Annotated in this window: 20 protein-coding genes and 1 tRNA gene; 9 read left to right on the forward strand and 12 right to left on the reverse strand. The window is 57.7% G+C overall.

Annotation, left to right across the window (positions count from 1 at the left end; all coding sequences use genetic code 11):
- The first annotated feature begins 12 nt into the window (after positions 1 to 12).
- Positions 13 to 1,221 carry a pyridoxal phosphate-dependent aminotransferase gene (locus U3654_RS12105; protein WP_324751805.1) on the forward strand — a complete coding sequence of 403 codons (1,209 nt, stop codon included), beginning with the start codon at positions 13 to 15 and terminating at the stop codon, positions 1,219 to 1,221.
- Position 1,222: 1 nt separating this feature from the next.
- Here U3654_RS12105 and U3654_RS12110 read toward each other — a convergent pair whose 3' ends face one another.
- Positions 1,223 to 1,909 carry an SDR family NAD(P)-dependent oxidoreductase gene (locus U3654_RS12110; RefSeq protein WP_324751806.1) on the reverse strand — a complete coding sequence of 229 codons (687 nt, stop codon included), beginning with the start codon at positions 1,907 to 1,909 and terminating at the stop codon, positions 1,223 to 1,225.
- Positions 1,910 to 2,104: 195 nt separating this feature from the next.
- On the opposite strand from U3654_RS12110, the gene U3654_RS12115 reads away from it, so the two are divergent.
- Together U3654_RS12115 and U3654_RS12120 are read left to right on the forward strand one after the other, a co-directional pair.
- A tRNA-Ser gene (locus U3654_RS12115) sits at positions 2,105 to 2,194 on the forward strand.
- Between the two features lie 75 nt (positions 2,195 to 2,269).
- On the forward strand, positions 2,270 to 2,812 hold the full coding sequence (locus U3654_RS12120) for a DUF6538 domain-containing protein (protein WP_324751807.1): 543 nt from the start codon (positions 2,270 to 2,272) through the stop codon (positions 2,810 to 2,812).
- A 4-nt stretch (positions 2,813 to 2,816) separates the two neighbouring features.
- Here the strand turns inward: U3654_RS12120 and U3654_RS12125 are convergent.
- Together U3654_RS12125 and U3654_RS12130 are read right to left on the reverse strand one after the other, a co-directional pair.
- Positions 2,817 to 4,168, reverse strand: a protein-coding gene (locus U3654_RS12125) for an IS3 family transposase (RefSeq protein WP_324751533.1) whose coding sequence is annotated in 2 segments (ribosomal slippage) — positions 2,817 to 3,832 and positions 3,832 to 4,168 — 1,353 coding nt in all. Because the reading frame shifts where the segments join, the coding sequence is not laid out codon by codon here.
- Positions 4,169 to 4,246: 78 nt separating this feature from the next.
- Positions 4,247 to 5,560, reverse strand: coding sequence for a helix-turn-helix domain-containing protein (locus tag U3654_RS12130; protein WP_324751808.1), 1,314 nt, complete (start codon positions 5,558 to 5,560; stop codon positions 4,247 to 4,249).
- Between the two features lie 285 nt (positions 5,561 to 5,845).
- Between U3654_RS12130 and U3654_RS12135 the strand changes: the two genes are divergently transcribed.
- The 4 genes from U3654_RS12135 (at position 5,846) to U3654_RS12150 (ending at position 9,079) form a co-directional block, all read left to right on the forward strand.
- Positions 5,846 to 6,478 (forward strand): recombinase family protein, encoded by a 633-nt coding sequence (locus tag U3654_RS12135; protein ID WP_324751809.1) that lies wholly within the window; start codon positions 5,846 to 5,848, stop codon positions 6,476 to 6,478.
- Between the two features lie 58 nt (positions 6,479 to 6,536).
- Positions 6,537 to 6,848, forward strand: a complete 312-nt coding sequence (locus U3654_RS12140) for a hypothetical protein (RefSeq protein ID WP_324751810.1) — start codon at positions 6,537 to 6,539, stop codon at positions 6,846 to 6,848.
- Positions 6,849 to 7,509: 661 nt separating this feature from the next.
- Positions 7,510 to 8,166 carry a class I SAM-dependent methyltransferase gene (locus U3654_RS12145; RefSeq protein WP_324751811.1) on the forward strand — a complete coding sequence of 219 codons (657 nt, stop codon included), beginning with the start codon at positions 7,510 to 7,512 and terminating at the stop codon, positions 8,164 to 8,166.
- Between the two features lie 4 nt (positions 8,167 to 8,170).
- A complete protein-coding gene (locus U3654_RS12150) occupies positions 8,171 to 9,079 on the forward strand; it encodes a hypothetical protein (RefSeq protein WP_324751812.1) in 909 nt (302 codons plus the stop codon).
- A 311-nt stretch (positions 9,080 to 9,390) separates the two neighbouring features.
- Here U3654_RS12150 and U3654_RS12155 read toward each other — a convergent pair whose 3' ends face one another.
- From U3654_RS12155 to U3654_RS12195, 9 genes are all read right to left on the reverse strand, one after another.
- Positions 9,391 to 10,152 (reverse strand): TIGR02186 family protein, encoded by a 762-nt coding sequence (locus tag U3654_RS12155; RefSeq protein ID WP_324751813.1) that lies wholly within the window; start codon positions 10,150 to 10,152, stop codon positions 9,391 to 9,393.
- Complete coding sequence (locus U3654_RS12160) at positions 10,149 to 11,066, reverse strand: sulfite exporter TauE/SafE family protein (protein ID WP_324751814.1); 918 nt, start codon at positions 11,064 to 11,066, stop codon at positions 10,149 to 10,151. Before U3654_RS12160 ends, U3654_RS12155 begins: the two co-directional genes overlap by 4 nt.
- Positions 11,067 to 11,139: 73 nt before the next feature.
- Entirely contained in the window at positions 11,140 to 11,772 is a 633-nt protein-coding gene (locus U3654_RS12165) for a LysE family translocator (protein ID WP_324751815.1), read from the reverse strand.
- Complete coding sequence (locus U3654_RS12170; RefSeq protein WP_324751816.1) at positions 11,765 to 12,193, reverse strand: GNAT family N-acetyltransferase; 429 nt, start codon at positions 12,191 to 12,193, stop codon at positions 11,765 to 11,767. Before U3654_RS12170 ends, U3654_RS12165 begins: the two co-directional genes overlap by 8 nt.
- Positions 12,183 to 12,845, reverse strand: a complete 663-nt coding sequence (gene tsaB, locus U3654_RS12175; RefSeq protein WP_324751817.1) for a tRNA (adenosine(37)-N6)-threonylcarbamoyltransferase complex dimerization subunit type 1 TsaB — start codon at positions 12,843 to 12,845, stop codon at positions 12,183 to 12,185. The genes U3654_RS12170 and tsaB overlap by 11 nt, the downstream gene beginning before the upstream one ends.
- Positions 12,838 to 13,401 carry a NifU family protein gene (locus tag U3654_RS12180; RefSeq protein WP_324751818.1) on the reverse strand — a complete coding sequence of 188 codons (564 nt, stop codon included), beginning with the start codon at positions 13,399 to 13,401 and terminating at the stop codon, positions 12,838 to 12,840. The genes tsaB and U3654_RS12180 overlap by 8 nt, the downstream gene beginning before the upstream one ends.
- A gap of 478 nt (positions 13,402 to 13,879) precedes the next feature.
- Positions 13,880 to 15,310: a cardiolipin synthase gene (gene cls / locus U3654_RS12185; protein WP_324751819.1), complete on the reverse strand. Its 1,431-nt coding sequence runs from the start codon at positions 15,308 to 15,310 to the stop codon at positions 13,880 to 13,882.
- Between the two features lie 28 nt (positions 15,311 to 15,338).
- Positions 15,339 to 15,614: a YrhK family protein gene (locus U3654_RS12190; RefSeq protein WP_324751820.1), complete on the reverse strand. Its 276-nt coding sequence runs from the start codon at positions 15,612 to 15,614 to the stop codon at positions 15,339 to 15,341.
- A gap of 46 nt (positions 15,615 to 15,660) precedes the next feature.
- Positions 15,661 to 15,843, reverse strand: coding sequence for a MarC family protein (locus U3654_RS12195; RefSeq protein ID WP_416384512.1), 183 nt, complete (start codon positions 15,841 to 15,843; stop codon positions 15,661 to 15,663).
- A 157-nt stretch (positions 15,844 to 16,000) separates the two neighbouring features.
- On the opposite strand from U3654_RS12195, the gene U3654_RS12200 reads away from it, so the two are divergent.
- Together U3654_RS12200 and U3654_RS12205 are read left to right on the forward strand one after the other, a co-directional pair.
- Complete coding sequence (locus tag U3654_RS12200) at positions 16,001 to 16,585, forward strand: TRAP transporter small permease subunit (protein WP_324755279.1); 585 nt, start codon at positions 16,001 to 16,003, stop codon at positions 16,583 to 16,585.
- Positions 16,585 to 17,976 carry a TRAP transporter large permease subunit gene (locus U3654_RS12205; RefSeq protein WP_324751823.1) on the forward strand — a complete coding sequence of 464 codons (1,392 nt, stop codon included), beginning with the start codon at positions 16,585 to 16,587 and terminating at the stop codon, positions 17,974 to 17,976. The genes U3654_RS12200 and U3654_RS12205 overlap by 1 nt, the downstream gene beginning before the upstream one ends.
- Positions 17,977 to 17,984 lie beyond the last annotated feature (8 nt).

Consider the following 17,984-nt stretch of genomic DNA (forward strand, 5'->3'; position numbering starts at 1 on the left):
AAAAGGCCACATATGACCCAGTTTCGCAAATCCGCCGCGCTGTCGCGCATTCAGCCCGCCGCGACCATCGCCATCACGCAAAAGGCCCGTGATCTGCGCGCCATGGGGCATGACATCATCTCGCTCTCTATCGGCGAACCGGATTTTGACACGCCCGATCATGTAAAAACCGCAGCAGCCGAGGCCGTTGCGCGGGGCGAGACGAAATACACGCCAATCCCCGGCATCCCTGAATTGCGCCAGGCGATTGCCGACAAATTCGCCCGCGAGAACGGCCTCGATTATGCGCCCGGCCAAGTGATCGTCAGCACCGGCGGCAAGCAGGTGATCGCCAATGCGCTGCTGGCCACGCTGGACGCGGGCGACGAGGTGGTGATCCCGGCGCCTTATTGGGTCAGCTACACGCAGATGGTGGAAATGGCTGGCGCTGTTCCCGTAGTGGTGGCGACGACAGCCGAGGACGGGTTCATCATGACGCCCGCCGCGCTGGAAGCCGCGATCACCGACAAAACCCGCTGGCTGATCCTTAATTCGCCCTCGAACCCCAGCGGCGCAGTCTATTCCGCAGACGACCTGCGCGCCTTGGCCAAAGTTCTGGAGCGCCACCCCCATGTCTGGGTCCTGTCCGACGACATGTACGAGCATCTGATCTACGGCGGCACGCCCTTCGCCACCATGGCCGCCGCCGCGCCCGAAATGAAGAACCGCACGCTGACCATGAACGGTGTCAGCAAGGCTTATGCGATGACCGGCTGGCGCATCGGATACGCCGCGGGGCCGCAGCCCCTAATCGACGCGATGGCGCTGATGCAGGGCCAGCTGACCAGCGGCGCCGCGCGGCCTTGCCAATGGGCTGCCCATGCCGCGCTGACCGGCCCGCAGGACGCGCTTGAGGAGCAGCGCGCGGTCTTTCAATCGCGCCGCGATCTGGTGGTGGCGCGGCTGAATGCCATTCCCGGCATGGACTGCCTAACCCCGCCGGGCGCGTTCTATGTCTTTCCCTCCTGCGCTGCGTTTCTGGGCAAGGCGACGCCCTCGGGCACGCGTCTGAACACCGACGAGGATTTCTGCATGGCCCTGCTCGAGGAAGGCGGTGTCGCCACAGTACACGGCGCGGCCTTTGGACAAAGCCCCTATTTCCGCGTCAGCTATGCCGCGTCCGAGGCCGAACTGAGCGAGGCGATGAACCGCATCGAAACCTTCTGCGCGGCCCTCAGCTAACTTAATACTGCGCCTCGCGCTGGCAGGTGATAGCCATTTCGGCAACCGAAGCGGTGTTGGGCAGATCTAGCGCCAGTTGGACCATGCGGGCGATATCGCCCGGTTGGGTCATCTCGTCGGGCGGGAAATCGGTGATTGCCGCGGCCATGTCGGTATTGACGTAGCTGGGGCAGATCGCCGTCGCGCGAATGCCCTGATCCCAGCCTTTTTGCCGAATGCCGTGGGTCAGTGCCACGGCGGCGAATTTAGACATAGAATAGGCACCGCTGGCCGCCGACGCGACACGCTTGCCCGACAAAGACGCCAGCATGACGACGCGCCCCTGCCCCGACGCGCTCAGCGTATCCCACGCCGCACGCACGAGGCGGCGGGGCGACTTCACGTTGACCTCCAGCATCGCGTCCAGCGCATCGTCACTGACGTCGATGACGTCATCCATCTCGATGATGCCAGCGCAGCAAATCATCGCGTCAATGCGACCATAACGCTCTAACGCGGCCTTCACCCAGCGCTCTTCGCCCTGCGTGGTTGCGTCGAATTCCGCGACATGATGCGCGTCCCAGTGCGGGCTAGCATCCTCGGGACGCCGCAATCCCAGCGACAGGCGCCAGCCTGTATCCGCCAGCAGCGTGGCCACGTCGGCGCCGATCCCGCGACTGGCCCCGGATATGAGCGCTACCTTTTCCATTCAATCGTCTCCGGTTCGCTGAGCAACATGCTGGTGTCGATTTCGATGAGTAGACGCCATAAATTATTGCCACGTGGTAGCGCTGAATCATGATCAATTGGCCAAACCATGTAAATATGGAGAGTGTCCGAAGTGTTCTCACTTTCCTTCATTTTCGCCTTGTTTCTATGTTGCTACGTCGCTAAACGCGTCGGTGGAGATGTGGCCGAGTGGTCGAAGGCGCTCCCCTGCTAAGGGAGTAGGCCCGGAAGGGTCTCGTGGGTTCGAATCCCATCGTCTCCGCCACCCATCCTTATTGCCTTTTTCCTCAATATATTAGATACTTGGAGTATCTTACGGAGGATACTTTGGAGGATAAAGGTGCCGAGCTACCCCGCTACATCCTTGGCTTTGAACAAGGGCAAATACTACGTTCTTCTGACGATCCCGCCTGAGTTGCGGGAGTTCCTTAGTGGGCGAAAGCAACTCAAGCGATCCACTGGAACCAGAGACCTGCAGGATGCGAAGCGCAGGCAACACAAAATCTCTGCTGATCTTTTTGCGCAACTTGACGCCTGCAAACCCGATCTAAGGGACGTGATCAGTGATCTACTTGGGTGGATTGGCGATGCTGACGAGATTCAACGTATGGACGACAACGGCGATCTAGAAGGGCTGATCCAGTACCATAAATATCTAGAGTACGGGGACGATGCCGAAGAGGACGGCCTGATCGACTTGGTCAACGATAACGGCGCAAAGGCACTTCAAGTGTACCGTGAATGGAGGGCCAATGCGAACCAAGGCTCTGTCTCGTTGGGTGCTGTTTTCCTGTCTGTAGCTGCAGAAGAATACTGTCCGTCGTCAAATAAAATGGGACATCAGAGCGGCTTGAGCATTGGAGGCTCTGGCTCGTTCGTGTGATTGATTATGCGGCTTGTTTCTGGTGTTGCAAGCGGCGCTGTCGGATTGTCTGTTTCTTGATCTTCTCCCTTTCCCTGAGAATGGCTTTATCGCGGCCGAAGTAGACGTCGGCGGGTGTGACGTTGTTCAGACTCTCGTGGTATCGTTGGTTATTGTAATATTCGACGAAGGCCCCGATCTGCTGCTCGAGATCGCCGGGCAGGTAGTAATTCTCCAGCAGAACCCGGTTCTTCATAGTTTGGTGCCAGCGTTCGATCTTGCCTTGTGTCTGTGGGTGGAATGGCGCCCCGCGGACGTGCGTCATTTTGTGATCCTCCAGCCAATCGGCCAGATCGCCAGAGATATAGCATGAGCCGTTGTCGCTGAGCAGCCGCGGCTTGTGGCGCACGACCGCCTGGTCGCAACCCGATTCCGCCAGAGCCAACTCGATAGTGTCGGTCACATCGGCAGCACGCATGGTGCTGCAGAGCTTCCACGCAATGATGTAGCGGCTGTAATCGTCCAGGATCGTGCTGAGGTAATACCAGCCCCACCCGATGATCTTGAAGTAGGTGAAATCGGTCTGCCACATCTGGTTGATTGCCGTGGTTTTGTCTTTAAACTCGTCGGCCGCCTTGATCACCACATGCGCGGGCGCCGTGATCAGGTCAGCTTCCTTCAGAATACGATATGCTGATGATTCAGATATAAAATACCGCTTCTCGTCGGTGTATTTCACCGCCAGCTCCCGTGTCGTCAGGGCCTCAAATTCCAGCGCGAACTCGATCAAATCATCGCGCCGATCCTGTGGAATACGGTTCCAGACAGAACCTGGACGGGGTGCGTGGTCCGCCAGGGCATCAAGGCCGCCGTCGACATAACGATCATACCAACGGTAGAAGGTCGCGCGCGGGATGCCCAGCATGTCGAGGGTCTGCCTGGCCGGTAGATGTGAGCCTTCAACCGTTCGGATGATTTCCAGCTTCTCGGACGCGGGATACCTCATTTCTCTGCCTCCCCAGCCCCTGTCATGCTTTTTTTGAGCAGACGGTTCTCAAGGGTCAGGTCTGCCACGCATTCCTTCAGGGCAAGTGACTCCGAGCGCAGATCTTTGACTTCTGGCGACGTTGCCTGCCGGGCCGTGTCGCCGGACAATCGCCGCTTGCCAGCCTCAAGGAATTCCTTCGACCAGCTGTAATATAGGCTTTCGGCGATGCCTTCACGGCGACAGAGCACCGAAATGCTCTCTTCGCCTCGCAGACCCGCCAAGACGATGCGGATCTTCTCCTCAGCCGAATAGGTCTGACGGGTCTTGCGGCGGATGTTCTTGACCAGCTTGTCAGCTGCGTCCTTAGACGTTCCGGATTTCTTGTTCATCTTCACTCCATGAAGGTTACGATGAACCAGAAATCCTCCGTTGTTCAATTCCTCAAATCTGTCCCACAGGCGCTGACGTCAGACAGGTTGGAAAAAGTCGAACAACTCATAGAGTGGATCAAGCATGCTTCTTACTATCTCCGGCAACGACGTCGACACAGACGAAATGGCAACACGGATTTCAGCATTGTATGCGCTTTGTGAACATCTGTAATGGTCTGAGATCCTTCTTCTTCGGTTGCCTCTTGAAACCAATTTCCGGCCATCCAAACCTGTCCATTGACCGTGGCAAATCAGATCGGCTCCCACTCCGCCAACCGCTTGAGCTATGTAACTAGCGTTAAGCAGTGCCTCGCCGAGCCTCCATGTAGGTGTTGTGATGTCGAAAGCTGTTCCGGGTGCCATGTCATCAAATTGCCTTGAATCCTCTGAATATCCCCGGCGAAGAAACATCATGCCATTTGGCGACACCCGCCAGAAATCACTGTGATCAGGTCGTTCTCTCACGTCCCCATCATCTATCCCAAACCAGCTCTGGATGGCACCGTCTACTGGCTTCGGCGATATCGGATGCCTCATAATCGTAACGAAGGGTGGCCAACCGGAATGGTTGCGAACGGATGAACTGATGGTTTCTTGAAGGGCTTTCAACGATTTTTGCTCAAAGTCTCCGTCAATTGCAAAGCTTAAATCGCAATGTCCATACGGTAGCTTTGGATCAGCGTCGCTCGGCAATTCCGATACCAGTGAGGACCACTTTGTAACCGCGTTTTCCGCAAAGGCCTTCAACTCGTCTTGTAGTGTAGGCTCTGATGTCTCATTTTTGACAGGCAGTTCACCGGACATGATCGTACGAAATGCATCCAAGAGATCGGCTTGACGGTTCTTCACAATGCGGTCGAACAGTTGATGCCAATCGTCCGTCGACTGTGGCTCTTCACTGTTTGGTCCGGGACGCCGGATCAAAACCCGCCTTGGGATAAGCTCCCCTTCCTCCGGTGACCCTTTCTTCGCGAAGACCGGAACCCGATGCCCGCCCGGAACGATAATCACGGGGTGAGCGTGGCCAGACACGGTCGCCATTTGATGAACCACAGTGCATTGAAACACAGGGTTAATGTATCTAGCGACTATTCCTTGTACGCTATCCTGTGACCACAGGGCGAGGTCATCAGGATGATCGGTGTCAACCGTGAACGTGCCACTATCTAGCTCCTTAAAGCCAACCACGACAAAACCCCCACCGTTGTTGGCGAGTGCAATTATCTCCTTAGCCAAACTAGCCTTGTGCGCTTTCGTCGATAGGTCCAACCACTCCTTAACTTCTACATCTAGGGCCTCTCGCGGCTCGTCAACGAGTTCTAATAGCCTAGCATCGGTCTTGTCTGGCATTACGTTACATTTCCATTTTTGATGCACTTTATTGAAACTTACTGAGGCAATACATCCCAAGCCATATCATTTGCTGTACGTCTGTGCTTACTCAATTAGCCAGTCCGGTTCAGCTTCTGCCACACCTGCAGTCGCGCTTCTTCCAAAGTCACTGCATTCGTCCGAACGGGTATACCTCAGTTTACACGCGAATCATGGACGCGAAGGATGTACGATAGGGTTGTAATTGATATACGGACATGTGTATCTAAGGTCAGAACCCCAACGGACACTCTAGGAGACACCATGACACAGACCATCCTTTACGCGCGCGTATCAACAGCAGACCAGAACCTAGACCACCAACGCACACAGGCTGAGGCGGCTGGCTTTATCATCGACGAGGTGGTTGCAGATCACGGCGTGTCGGGCGTGAGTACCAAGTTAGCAGAACGTGCAGAGGGCAAGCGGCTGTTTGATAAGCTGCGCCACGGTGACGTGTTGGTGGTGCGTTGGGTCGATAGGCTTGGCCGTGACTACAAGGACGTCACAGACACCATCAGGCTGTTGATGCGGCGCGGTGTTGTGGTGAAGACCGTAATCAATAGCATGACCTTCGACGGAGCCACGACAGACCCGATGCAGGAAGCCGTACGAGACGCTCTCATTGCCTTCATGGCTGCGACAGCTCAAGCACAGGCTGAGACCACTAAGGAGGCACAGAAGGCTGGCATAGCTGCTAGCAAGGGTGATCCGCGAAAGTACCGTGGACGCAAGCCAAGCTATGACAAGGATATGCTGGATGCTGTTGTCGGGATGCTGGCGCTGGGGAAGGGAACCACAGAGATTGCTAGAGAATGCGGGATAACCCGACAGGCTGTTTTGCGGATCAAGGCGGACCCAGTAGCCGCACAGGCTACGCTTGAGCGTTGGATTTGACCATCGCATGATCTTTCATACAGATTTATGTGTTTGATTTTGAAATAAGGAGAACAAAATGGACGGTAGTGCGGTGTTAATTGGCGCGTTTGTGGTCGGCGCGGCATTTGTCGGGGGAATGAGCTTTGGCGGCTCAGACCCGTTCCCAGAGTTCGTGCCAAAGTTCGGTGAAGGAGAGACCGAAAGCCACAAGTGCTATGTGATCGCTGTGAAGGAGGACACGCGTCCGGTGTTTGCTGGCTGCTACTCGCTTCAACTCCTCAAAGAGAAGCATAAGTCTTGGAGCGCCTTTGGAACACCTTGGCCATTCAAAGTGATTGCAGAGTATGACAGGGAGTTGGACCCGATAGACCTCAACCCACGCTACTAAGGCGTTGTGACGACGTGTTGTGCATACTCGACGATACATAAGCCCGCTTAGGGAACGGTCATCGGAATTCATACCTCGAGGAAAGGGGGAGGCGCGATGAGGAGGATAAAGGGCGCATAATTGGGAGGATATGGATGATCTAAGATGTTGATTTCTATCAACTTTAGGAAGTGCGACCTATTCCCATCGTCTCCGCCACTACATCCCTTTTTTCCTTTACTACCAAGAAATTTGAAGACGCTTGAATTTTCACTTCCCACATAAATCCCCACTTCCTTTCGGATAGTAGCGGCATTTGCTGGACGTAGCTCTATGTCCTCGAATTGCCCGCACGTGAGTTTGATGGATTCGACGGTCCCGCCTGACGTGCCGTCAGCACTGCAACCGCCTCCCCTCAAAACCTCTGAATTGTGCAAGGATGCCTTTGCCCCCCGCCGGTCCTGAAATTCAACGCCCATAGGTTTAATCGCCTCCCCCTATGCTGGCATCAGCGCCCCGCCTGGCAGACTGAGCATTGTGCGTCTGATAGCGCCTGATTCACTCGACCAAGTGTGACACGCGAGGGTTTCCACGCGGCCTGATTTGTGTATTAAGCAGTAGCGCCACCTATAAAAAGAGCGGCGAATTTGGCGAATATCTTTGAATTTTAGGGCGTTACAGTATGGATAAAGTGACCGCACCCATGATCGAGCGTGAGGAATACTGGGCTTCGTTTTACGCAGCTAAATCTGTGGGCGGCAAACTGATGCCGCCATCTCAGTTTGCTGCATTTGTCGCGCCCGAAATTGAACCGGAATGTGCGCTGTTTGATATCGGCTGTGGCAACGGTCGTGACAGCCTCTTTTTCGCAGAGCTTGGGTTCAAGGTCGTCTCGTTGGATGCATCCGAAACGGCGATCAATGTAGCCCGTGAAAAGTCTAGGGAGCGCGAATTGACAAACATCCAGTTCCTGCAGGAAAATGTCACTAGTCCGGCGTTGCGCAGGTCGATCAGCCAACTGGGTGGAAAGACGGCTTGTGTATATTCTCGCTTTTTCCTGCACGCAATCACCGAGAGCGAACAGATGCAATTCTTTGACGCACTTGCAGACACACTGCTGCCTGGGCACAGCGTCGCCTTTGAATACCGGATCACCGCCGATCAGGCCCTCGAAAAGGAAGCGCCGCCCCATTATCGCCGGTATCAAGATGCTGCCGATGTGAACGCGCAGCTTGAAGCACGAGGTTTCAAAGCGCTTTACACAATCGAGGGACAGGGTTTCGCCAAGTACAAGGCAGAGGATGCAATCGTCGCTCGCTGCCTGTTCGAAAAGGCTTGATCGGATGAACGCCTCCAGCGCGCTTCGAACCAGCTTTGATGCCCTTGATACAGTAATCCGCGACCATGCGATGCGGAAAATTCCGGTCGCCCGTCCACGTCGAATGCGCAATCAGCTTGCGGCGCTGCATGACCCCGCTTGGGACATCGAATGGCAAGAGGCATTGATCTTGCTTGCCTGTCATTGCCGAATGCAGCCTGCTCGTACGCACGGGAAGCTGATGATGCTGCGCGACACTCGGATTGAACGTGGCGAGGAGGCCGCGTTTAACGAATACATGCAGTTGATACGTGACACGCTACATCCAGAATTCATTACATCCCATGGCTACACTATTACATTCTCAGAAATGGATGCGGCCCAGATTTTTAAATCTATGGGAGCAGCGCTCAAACCCCTCGAACAACTCGGTAAGCCATTTTTTCTCTATGCTGGTGCGTTACTCGGTCATGTTCGCAATGGAAAACTGATCGAACATGATGACGATATCGACATTGCCATCATGCTTGGAGAGTGCTCGGAAGATGAGGTAGCGCACCGTTGGTTAGACTACAAAAATGACCTTAATAAACACGGCCTAATAGACGAGGCCGAGCAGGCCAACAATCGACCCGTCTTTAAATTTTGCTCCGACCTTGGCACCGAGATTGACCTGTTCCCGGCTTGGACCGACAATGGAAAATTTAGCGTTTATCCGTATTCTCTGGGGCAGATAGATGCTGCAGACGTCTTTCCACTTGGCACGTTTGGTCAGGATCCACTCATGCTTCCCGCCAAGCCTGAGGTAATGCTGGTTCAGAGCTATGGTAAGGACTGGCGCATCCCGGACCCACTTTTTCATATTGATTGGAAGCGGAAAAAGAATCAGTTCAGAAAGCTTTTTGTAGCCGACTACAACCTGCGTGCCCCCTGATCACGAACGGGTCGCTCTGCCGCTTCCGATGCGACCACGCACCCCGGTTCAAAACGCATTTCGCCATAGGTAGTAGAAGAAAGTGTGCAATCAGTATTCGGGGCCGCTTGCAGTCGACGTGCAAGCGTCCACTGCTCAAGGTCTGAATTAAGCGTAGTTGGAATTTCGGCTTCATTCATGGATTGAGCATGTGAATGAAGGGTCATTTGCTGCACCCTACGAACGCTTGGTGCGCTTGATACATCGGGCCGCAAATATACCTGCCAAAGACCCCCACACGCGCCACCGGCGTTAGCGAACGCAATAGCGCATCACCCCCGCCGCAGCATCCTGAACAGCGCCGACGCACCCCAGCCCGCACTGATCGCGATGGCCAGCGACATCAGCCCATATAGCAGTGCATTTTCACGAGAAAGCTCGTACAGCCACCGCTCCAGCCCGACCTTGTGCACGTCGATGATCGTCTCGTATTTTGACACGACCTCGCCATTGCGCGTCAGGAAAATGCGGGTGACGTAATCTCCTTCGGTCAGGTTCGACGGCAGGTCCACCGACGTTTGAAACAGCGTCTGCTGCGTCAGTTCGACGGCGCCCTCGCGGATCTGATACGCACCGTTACTCTCTCGGATACGGATCACGGCATCGGTAAAATTCTGCGCATCGGGCACACTGCTTGCCGCGCCGACGGATCGGATGGCCCGCGGGATGGAAATCTTGTGGCGCAGATCCTCGACCTGAGACAGCACATCGCCCCACGGCCCGGACGTAGCCACCGCATAAAAGCTGGGGGCGGAATCCACCTCGACCGCGTCGACATTTACCCAAATGCCAAACCGGCGCTCCTTGCGGCGCACGTCCAGCGGCTGGTTAGGGCCCTGAATGGCGACCACCACGCCCAGTTGATCGGGCGGAATCGCGACCTCACGCTTGATCGCACCGAACAGCAGAATTTCGGAACCATCGAACGTTGTGTCGATCGAGATGCTGTTGCGACTTAGGCCCAGAACCACCTCTTCGGCGCGCAGGGGCAGCGCAAATAGAACCAGCAATGCCGCCGCCAACCACCGCGTCATGGCTGCTCTACCACGGTGATCGAGAACACCTCGCCCGGTGTCAGCAGCAGATCCAGCCCCAGCTTTAGGCAGACCGCCAGCACGAGGATCGCCAGAAGGATGCGCAGCTGCTCGGCCTTCATGCGCGCGCCGATCTGCGTGCCGAACTGCGCGCCGATCACACCACCCACCAGCAGGAACAACGCCAGCACCACATCGACGATATGGTTGGTCGTCGCGTGCAGCAACGTGGTGAACGCGGCAACAAAGATGATCTGAAACAGCGACGTGCCCACCACGACCTTGGTCGGCATTCCCAGCAGGTAAATCATCGCTGGCACCATGATAAATCCACCGCCAACCCCCATGATCGCCGCCAGCACACCCACGGCCACGCCGACCAGTGCAGGTGGAATGACGCTGATGTAGAGGCCCGAGGTGCGAAACCGCATTTTCAGCGGCAGCTTCTGAATCCATGTGTGTTTCTTGCGCGGCGCAACCGGGCCGCCGCGCCGCGACCGGCGGATCGCCCGCAAGCTTTCGACAAACATCAACGCGCCGATGATGCCCAAAAACACGACGTAGAACAGTGTGACCAGCAGATCGACCTGACCCAACGCCTTGAGATAGTTGAACAGCATCACGCCGAACGCCGCGCCAAAGAGCCCGCCAATCAACAGGACCGTTCCCATCCTCAAATCAACAGCCCGTCGCCTGAAATGCGCCAGCACGGCAGAGAACGACGACGCGACGATCTGGTTCGCGCCGGTCGCCACCGCCACGGCGGGTGGGATGCCGATAAAGAACAAAAGCGGTGTCATCAGAAACCCGCCACCGACCCCGAACATGCCCGACAGCACGCCGACAAGGCCGCCTAAGCCCAGCAACAGAAAGGCATTGACCGATACTTCGGCGATTGGCAGGTAGATTTGCATAACTTGTCCTAGCCCCCGGCGCGCCATCTTGGCAAGCGCGCGGCGTCAGCGCCCCACGCTTTTGTCCTGCACCCTAGCGCGAGCTTGCCAGTTTCCATGCCGCAAAGACAAAGAACGCGCCCAGCCCCGCTTCGATCCAGCGGCGCCCGCGCGCATAGGCGCTTCGGATCGGCCCGGATGACAGCAGCAGCGCCCAAGCGCCGTGCGCCACCAGCGATATCACGTAGGCACCCGCCACAAAGACGAAAACCACTCCGATGCCGCCCCCCTGCGTCGCCCCAACCGATGCGATGGCCAGCCAGAAAATCAGTGCCTTGGGGTTCGTAACCTGAAGCGCGTATCCGGCGACAAAGCGACGTGGCAGGCTGCGTCGCCGTACGGCGCGCGCCTCTATCTTGGGGGGATGCGCGGCCTTGCGAAACGCGCCATAGGCCAGCCATAGCAAATATCCGGCCCCGATCACCTTGAGCACGCCCATCGCCCAAGCGGCCTGTGTCAGGATCAGCCCGACGCCCAGCAGCGTCGCGATGTTGATCGTGGCACTGCCCGCCGCGATCCCAAGGGCGACGACCAGCGCATCGCGCCGTCCCTCTGTCTGCGCCACACCCAGAAGCATCGCGACGGCCGGGCCAGGCGACGCGGCGGCAAACGCCAAAATGGAATAGGCGGCGACAAAGCCGGGCAGAAACAGCGCGAAATCAGTCACGGCACGGCTCCAGATCCTTGGTCAACAACAGCGCATCAACAGGCGGGCCGTCGGACCTTGAGTAATATCCTGCACGTCGGCCGGTCTGTCGATACCCCGCCGCAGCATAGAGGGCACGCGCCGCCGCATTGTCCGCCGCCACCTCCAGAAATTGACGCTGCGCGCCCCTGCGCGCGCCAGCAGCCTCGATATTGTGCAAAAGGCGCGCGGCTACCCCTTGCCTGCGATAATCGGGGTCAGTCGCCAACGTCAGTAGCTCTGCCTCGCCCGCGATGACGCGGGTCAGCGCGAATCCATTCGGCTCGACGCAAAGGCAACAATGCGGGGATGCGAGCAGATCGGCGAATTCTGCCGCACTCCAGCCCCGGCCCTGACGAGCGAAGGCACGCGCGTGCAGCCTTGCGAGGGCCTCAGGCCCCATCGTCCAACATCACCGGCGGCAAATCCCGTGCCGGTGCCGCGTCGACGGGTTTAAGGTAGAAGGGGACGGCAGGCGGTCCGCCGCCCTGCCAACGTATGGCCGCGATGCGCGCAATGGCAGATCCTGGCGCATAGGGCGCAGGCACATGCGGCACACCCAGCCGTTCGGCGATCTCGCCACCGGCGGACCCTATGGACACAAGATCGGGTTGGACCAGATCAGGTGGCAAATCCGCGATGGTTACAAGCGCGGGCGGCACGTCGCGCGCCATGCAAAACCCCTGCATGTAGGCCTGCCCGCGCGGCGCGGCGATCGAGGCAAGGACCGGCCCGTGCGTGCCATGGGCCAGCGCGTCCAGCAGGGAAACGCCAATCACAGGCACTTCCAGCGCCAGTGCGAGGCCGCGCATCGCCGAGACCGAGATACGCACACCTGTGAAATTGCCCGGCCCCGTGCCAACGCCAAGCGCCGACAGGTCACGCCACGTAGCCCCGCCGCGGGCCATCAGGTCCTCAAGCAGCGGAAACAGCGCCTCTGCCTGACCTTTTGGCATGTCCTCATAAAGATCGGACACGACTTCGCCGCCCTTCAAAAGGACGGCGCTGCAATAGGGGCCAGATGTGTCGACGCCTAGTATCAGCGCATCAGACACCGACGGGGCGCACTTCGGTCACTTCGGGGATGTAGTGGCGCAAGAGGTTCTCGATGCCCATCTTCAGCGTGATGGTCGAGGACGGGCAACCGGCGCAGGCCCCCTGCATGTGCAAATAGACGACGCCCCGATCAAAGCCGTGGAACGTGATGTCGCCCCCATCCTGCGCAACGGCGGGCCGCACGCGGGTATCCAGAAGTTCCTTGATTTGGTTGACGATCTCACTGTCCTCGCCGGTATGCTCGGAATGGCCAGACGGCGCTGTGCCGCCATCCTTCATTACCGGCAGGCCGGACTGGAAATGCTCCATTATCGCGCCCAAAAGCGCGGGTTTGATATGGTCCCATTCGATCCCGTCCACCTTGGTCACGGTCACGAAATCATTGCCAAAGAACACGGCAGACACGCCATCGACCGCAAAGATGCGGGTCGCCAAAGGCGAGGCGTCTGCATTCTCAGGCGATGGAAAGTCGGCAGTTCCTGCGGGCAGAACTGTCTGGCCGGGCAGAAACTTGAGCGTCGCCGGGTTGGGCGTGGATTCGGTCTGAATGAACATGAGGCACCCTTGAATTGTCTATCAAACACATGCGCCTCGCAGCGCGCCAAGTCAAGGTTTGGAACGATTCTAAACTACGCCTGATCGCAATTTTTGGTGAAAAATGTTCTACTCGGAGGCTGTGCGATCGTTGGGCCGTGCGTCGTTGCAACACAAAAATATGACAAATTCCCTTATTTTTCAACGGCCAATGGTGTCTCGGCCTCCCGAAAGGTTCTCGGCAGATTCAATTGAGATCGTAGATAGTGATGGAGAGCAATCAATTGCAAAATCAAACCCATTTGCTGTGGCTCGGGTGAAAGCCGTGTCGGTGAATCAGCATTACGATAGTCGGAGGGCTTCACATCGATGCTGGTGGTTCCAACACACTGACGACAGACACCAACAGGCCGGGCGCTACCAGATGAAGGTTCAGCACGCGGGCAGGTCGCTCGCGATGATTGTGATTGCTGTCCTCACCTTGGCCTACAGCACCATCCTACAGCACCGGGCCAATCGTCGCGATGACATTGTTCCAGATCCGCCTGTACCAGGGCCAGGCCAGAACTGTCGGCAACGTCACCTCCTGGGAGCGGCTGATATAGTCCTGCTGCCGCTCGAACACTGCTTGGGTTATGCCCATGTCTTGCAACAGTATGTTATTCTCGTAGTTCAGGTCGAAACTGCGCAAATCCAGATTCGAAGACCCGATCAGGCAGACCTTTCCATCGATCGTCAGGGTCTTGGCGTGCAGCAGGCCGTCCGTGAACTCATGGATGATGCACCCGGCCTCCAGCAACGTGTGATAATAGCTGCGGCTGGCGGCGGCGACGATCCAACTGTCGTTCCGTTTGGGATAGATCAGCGTCACCGTGACGCCGCGATGGGCCGCGGCGCACAGCGCGTCCATCAGCGTCGTATCGGGCACGAAATAGGGCGTGGAAATGGTCAGATCACTCCGCGCGCAGGTGATCAGGTTCGCGAACAGCTGCGGCGTGGCGCCCCGCCGCTCGGTCGGGCCGACGCCCATCACCTGCGCCGGAAACCCGCCTTTGACCGGTTCGGATACCAGCTCAATCCCGTCCAGCGGTTCGCCGGTTGCCTGCATCCAGTCACTGGCGAACAGCAGTTGGTTCTGCGCCACGACCGGCCCGGTGAATCGCAGCATGATATCGACCCAAGGCGCGTATTTCGCCTTTGGCAGAAACTCTGGATCTGCCGAATTTCGGCTGCCGCAATAGGTGATGCGCCCGTCGATCACCGTGATCTTGCGATGGTTGCGCAGGTCGACACGGCTGGTCAGCAGGACGCGGATCAGGTTTCTGAACGACAATGCAATGGCAACGTTGACGCCCGCCGCGTCCATGCGTTTCCACAGCTTGGACTTGATCAGGGCGCGCGATCCCAGCCCGTCTGCCATCGCGCGGCACGTCACCCCGCGCCCGGCAGCGCGGATCAGGGCTTCGGCCACATCGGTGCCGGTATTGTCGCTGAGCCAAATGTAATAAAGCACGTGCACATGATCGGTGGCCGCGTCGATATCAGCCACCAGCCGCGCCCGCGTCGCATCACCATCCGCCATAAGCTCGGCGGCATTGTCGTCCACCGGATGAAATCCGTTGATTGAGCCTGCATATCGGAATGCGGGGCAATAAGCCGGATCAATCAGTCGTTCGCTGTCGCCCGCATCGCCCATGAACCCGTGCGCCTTGGCACGGATTTCGTCGAACACCTCCTTGTGGCGCCGGATCACCCGGCTGCCGATATCGACCTCACCGAAAAGGAAGTAAATGACGGTTCCGAAATAGGGCAAGAGGTTCAGAACGATGAACCACGCCAAGCGCGCAGGCGGGGACAGGTCGTCGCGCAGCAGGATGCGGATTGTGAAGGTCACAACCAGAAGCACATGGAAAATCAGGAGAATTGTCATCAGGTGTCCTTTGGAACGTCAACGCACCTTATCGGTTGCCAGCGACATCGTCAGAAGTATTGACGCGCATATATGCGATTTCACGCACCAGTTTGATTGTCGGACGCATCCCGAACAGGATCGAGCCGATTAGGAACAGCCATGTCGCTGCGTAGGTGGTGCTTGTGCTGAAAAAGAGGATGCTGCCCACGACAAACAGTGCAGCGGCCGAGAAATCGACAAGCGTGTAGGCCAGCTCGGCATATGCATATATGCGCCTGTGCGCGTAACTGCGCAGGTGATTGGCGGGATCGAACAGCTTCATTAAATCGTCCTTTTGATTTTGCCGATAACCTGACCAGAACCTGAAATCAGCCCAGTCCGGGAAGACCGGCTTTTACCCCTGCTACGAACATCTCTACCGCGATCGCCAACAGGATCATTCCCATCAATCGCGACATGATTTCGCGCATCCTGTTACTCAGAACTTTGCCGAAGAAGGACACAAAGAATAGAACGATAAACAGCATGGCAAGGACGCGAGCAAGCCGCATTTTGCGGCTATTGCGGTTTATGGATCTCAATCATTGGGGGTCGCCAGAAGCCGCACCAAAGCGCCTCTTTTTGTTGACTGTCTGGATGCTTCGCGTTTTAAGGCGGGGCGCACCGCAAGCGGCGATTGCAGACCTTCCGAAAGGATCGAAACGAATGATGCGACTGGTCGCAGGGATTGCAGCCCTCATCTGCCGGATCAACTGGATCGTCGGTCAGGTGTTTTCATGGCTGTCGCTGGGGATCGTGCTGATCTGCTTTACGGTGGTGGTGCAGCGCTATGTGTTTGCGATCAGCTACGTCTGGATGCAGGACCTCTATATCTGGCTGAGCGGGGCAATGTTCACCGCCGTCGCCGGATTTGCGCTGATGCGCGACGATCATGTGCGCGTCGATATCTTCTACCGCCCTGCCAGGGTGCGCACCCGCGCAGTGATCGACCTGATCGGCGCGCTGGTGTTCCTGCTGCCCTTTACCGCTGTCGTCTATGTCTACTCGATGCCCTTCGTGCAGCGCGCGTGGTCCTATTCCGAGGCGTCGGCGAATGTCGGCGGGATGCCGGGGCTCTATATTCTCAAGACGTTCATCATCGCCTTCGCGTTGCTGCTGGCGCTACAGGCGATCGCGATGATCTGCCGGTCAGTGCTGGTGCTGGGCGGACGGCGCGATCTGGTGCCGCTGGCGATCCAATATCCCATCGGCGCTGATGATGCCGCCGCCGCCGCTATCAAGGGGATGCATTGATGGATCCCATCCTGATCGGCGAAATCCTCGCCGGGCTGATGTTTTTTGGCATCATCGGCTTTTTGCTGCTGGGCTTTCCCGTCGCGTTCACGCTGGCGGGTGTGTCGCTGATGTTTGGCGGCGTCGGCTATTGGCTGGGCGTTTTCGATCCGTCGAACTTTGGCGCGCTGCCGAACCGCTATATCGGCTTCATGACCAACGAAGTGTTGGTGGCGGTGCCGCTCTTTATCTTCATGGGCGTCATGCTGGAACGGTCGCGCATCGCCGAGCAATTGCTGCTGACCATGGGCAAGCTATTCGGCAACCTGCGCGGCGGCCTTGGCATATCGGTCATTCTGGTGGGCGCGATGCTGGCCGCTTCGACCGGCGTTGTCGGTGCGACTGTGGTGACCATGGGCCTGATTTCGCTGCCCGCGATGCTGCGGGCGGGATATGATCCCAAGCTCTCGACCGGGGTGATCTGCGCGTCCGGCACGCTGGGCCAGATTGTGCCGCCCTCGACAGTCCTCATTTTCATGGGTGACATGCTGTCGGGCATTAATTCACAGGTCCAGATGGAAAAGGGCAATTTCGCACCCACGGCCGTATCTGTCGGAGACCTGTTCGCCGGGGCGCTGCTGCCGGGCTTCCTGCTGGTCGGTCTCTACCTCGCCTATACAATATTCAAGGCGTTGACCGACCCCGAGTCGTGCCCTGCCACACCGGTGCCGGAATCCGAGCGCGGCGATCTCTTGCGCGAGGTGTTTTCGGCCCTTCTGCCCCCGCTTTTGCTGATCCTCGCCGTCCTCGGCTCGATCCTCGGCGGTATCGCCACCCCGACCGAGGCGGCATCGGTGGGCGCTGTCGGTGCCATGGTGCTGGCCGCGCTGCGCTGGCGCCTGTCATTCACGATCCTGCGTGAGACGGTCGTCGCCACAGCAACGATCACCTCAATGGTGTTCGTTGTCCTGCTGGGCGCATCGGTTTTCTCGGTCGTCTTCCGCCTGATGGGTGGCGACAATCTGGTACATGAGTTCCTCGCCAACCTGCCCGGAGGCACGCTGGCCGCCGTCGCCATGGTCATGTTGATCATGTTCTTTCTTGGCTTCATCTTGGACACATTCGAGATCATCTTTATCGTGATTCCGATCACCGCGCCGGTGCTGCTGGCGATGGACGTCGATCCGGTGTGGCTGGGCGTGTTGGTCGGGGTGAACCTGCAAACATCGTTCCTAACGCCGCCCTTCGGTTTTGCGCTATTCTACCTGCGCGGCGTCGCCCCACCCGAATTACCGACCTCGGCGATCTACAAGGGCATCCTGCCGTTTGTCGCGCTGCAAATTGCGGCGATCGCGATACTCTTCATCTTTCCGGGCATCGTGACATGGCTGCCGAGGCTGATCGCTGGCTAGCTTGACTC

Origin of the sequence: Roseovarius sp. Pro17, from assembly GCF_035599575.1 — a bacterium.
Taxonomy (GTDB): Bacteria; Pseudomonadota; Alphaproteobacteria; order Rhodobacterales; family Rhodobacteraceae; genus Roseovarius.

Bases quoted from the DNA above. Each gene is read 5' to 3' on its own strand.
- cls (WP_324751819.1), bottom strand. From the start codon at position 15,310: ATGACAATTCTCCTGATTTTCCATGTGCTTCTGGTTGTGACCTTCACA.
- U3654_RS12195 (WP_416384512.1), bottom strand. From the start codon at position 15,843: ATGCGGCTTGCTCGCGTCCTTGCCATGCTGTTTATCGTTCTATTCTTT.
- U3654_RS12190 (WP_324751820.1), bottom strand. From the start codon at position 15,614: ATGAAGCTGTTCGATCCCGCCAATCACCTGCGCAGTTACGCGCACAGG.
- U3654_RS12160 (WP_324751814.1), bottom strand. From the start codon at position 11,066: ATGCAAATCTACCTGCCAATCGCCGAAGTATCGGTCAATGCCTTTCTG.
- U3654_RS12140 (WP_324751810.1), top strand. From the start codon at position 6,537: ATGGACGGTAGTGCGGTGTTAATTGGCGCGTTTGTGGTCGGCGCGGCA.
- U3654_RS12205 (WP_324751823.1), top strand. From the start codon at position 16,585: ATGGATCCCATCCTGATCGGCGAAATCCTCGCCGGGCTGATGTTTTTT.
- U3654_RS12145 (WP_324751811.1), top strand. From the start codon at position 7,510: ATGGATAAAGTGACCGCACCCATGATCGAGCGTGAGGAATACTGGGCT.
- U3654_RS12130 (WP_324751808.1), bottom strand. From the start codon at position 5,560: ATGCCAGACAAGACCGATGCTAGGCTATTAGAACTCGTTGACGAGCCG.
- U3654_RS12105 (WP_324751805.1), top strand. From the start codon at position 13: ATGACCCAGTTTCGCAAATCCGCCGCGCTGTCGCGCATTCAGCCCGCC.
- U3654_RS12110 (WP_324751806.1), bottom strand. From the start codon at position 1,909: ATGGAAAAGGTAGCGCTCATATCCGGGGCCAGTCGCGGGATCGGCGCC.
- U3654_RS12135 (WP_324751809.1), top strand. From the start codon at position 5,846: ATGACACAGACCATCCTTTACGCGCGCGTATCAACAGCAGACCAGAAC.
- U3654_RS12180 (WP_324751818.1), bottom strand. From the start codon at position 13,401: ATGTTCATTCAGACCGAATCCACGCCCAACCCGGCGACGCTCAAGTTT.
- U3654_RS12155 (WP_324751813.1), bottom strand. From the start codon at position 10,152: ATGACGCGGTGGTTGGCGGCGGCATTGCTGGTTCTATTTGCGCTGCCC.
- U3654_RS12170 (WP_324751816.1), bottom strand. From the start codon at position 12,193: ATGGGGCCTGAGGCCCTCGCAAGGCTGCACGCGCGTGCCTTCGCTCGT.
- U3654_RS12150 (WP_324751812.1), top strand. From the start codon at position 8,171: ATGAACGCCTCCAGCGCGCTTCGAACCAGCTTTGATGCCCTTGATACA.
- U3654_RS12200 (WP_324755279.1), top strand. From the start codon at position 16,001: ATGCGACTGGTCGCAGGGATTGCAGCCCTCATCTGCCGGATCAACTGG.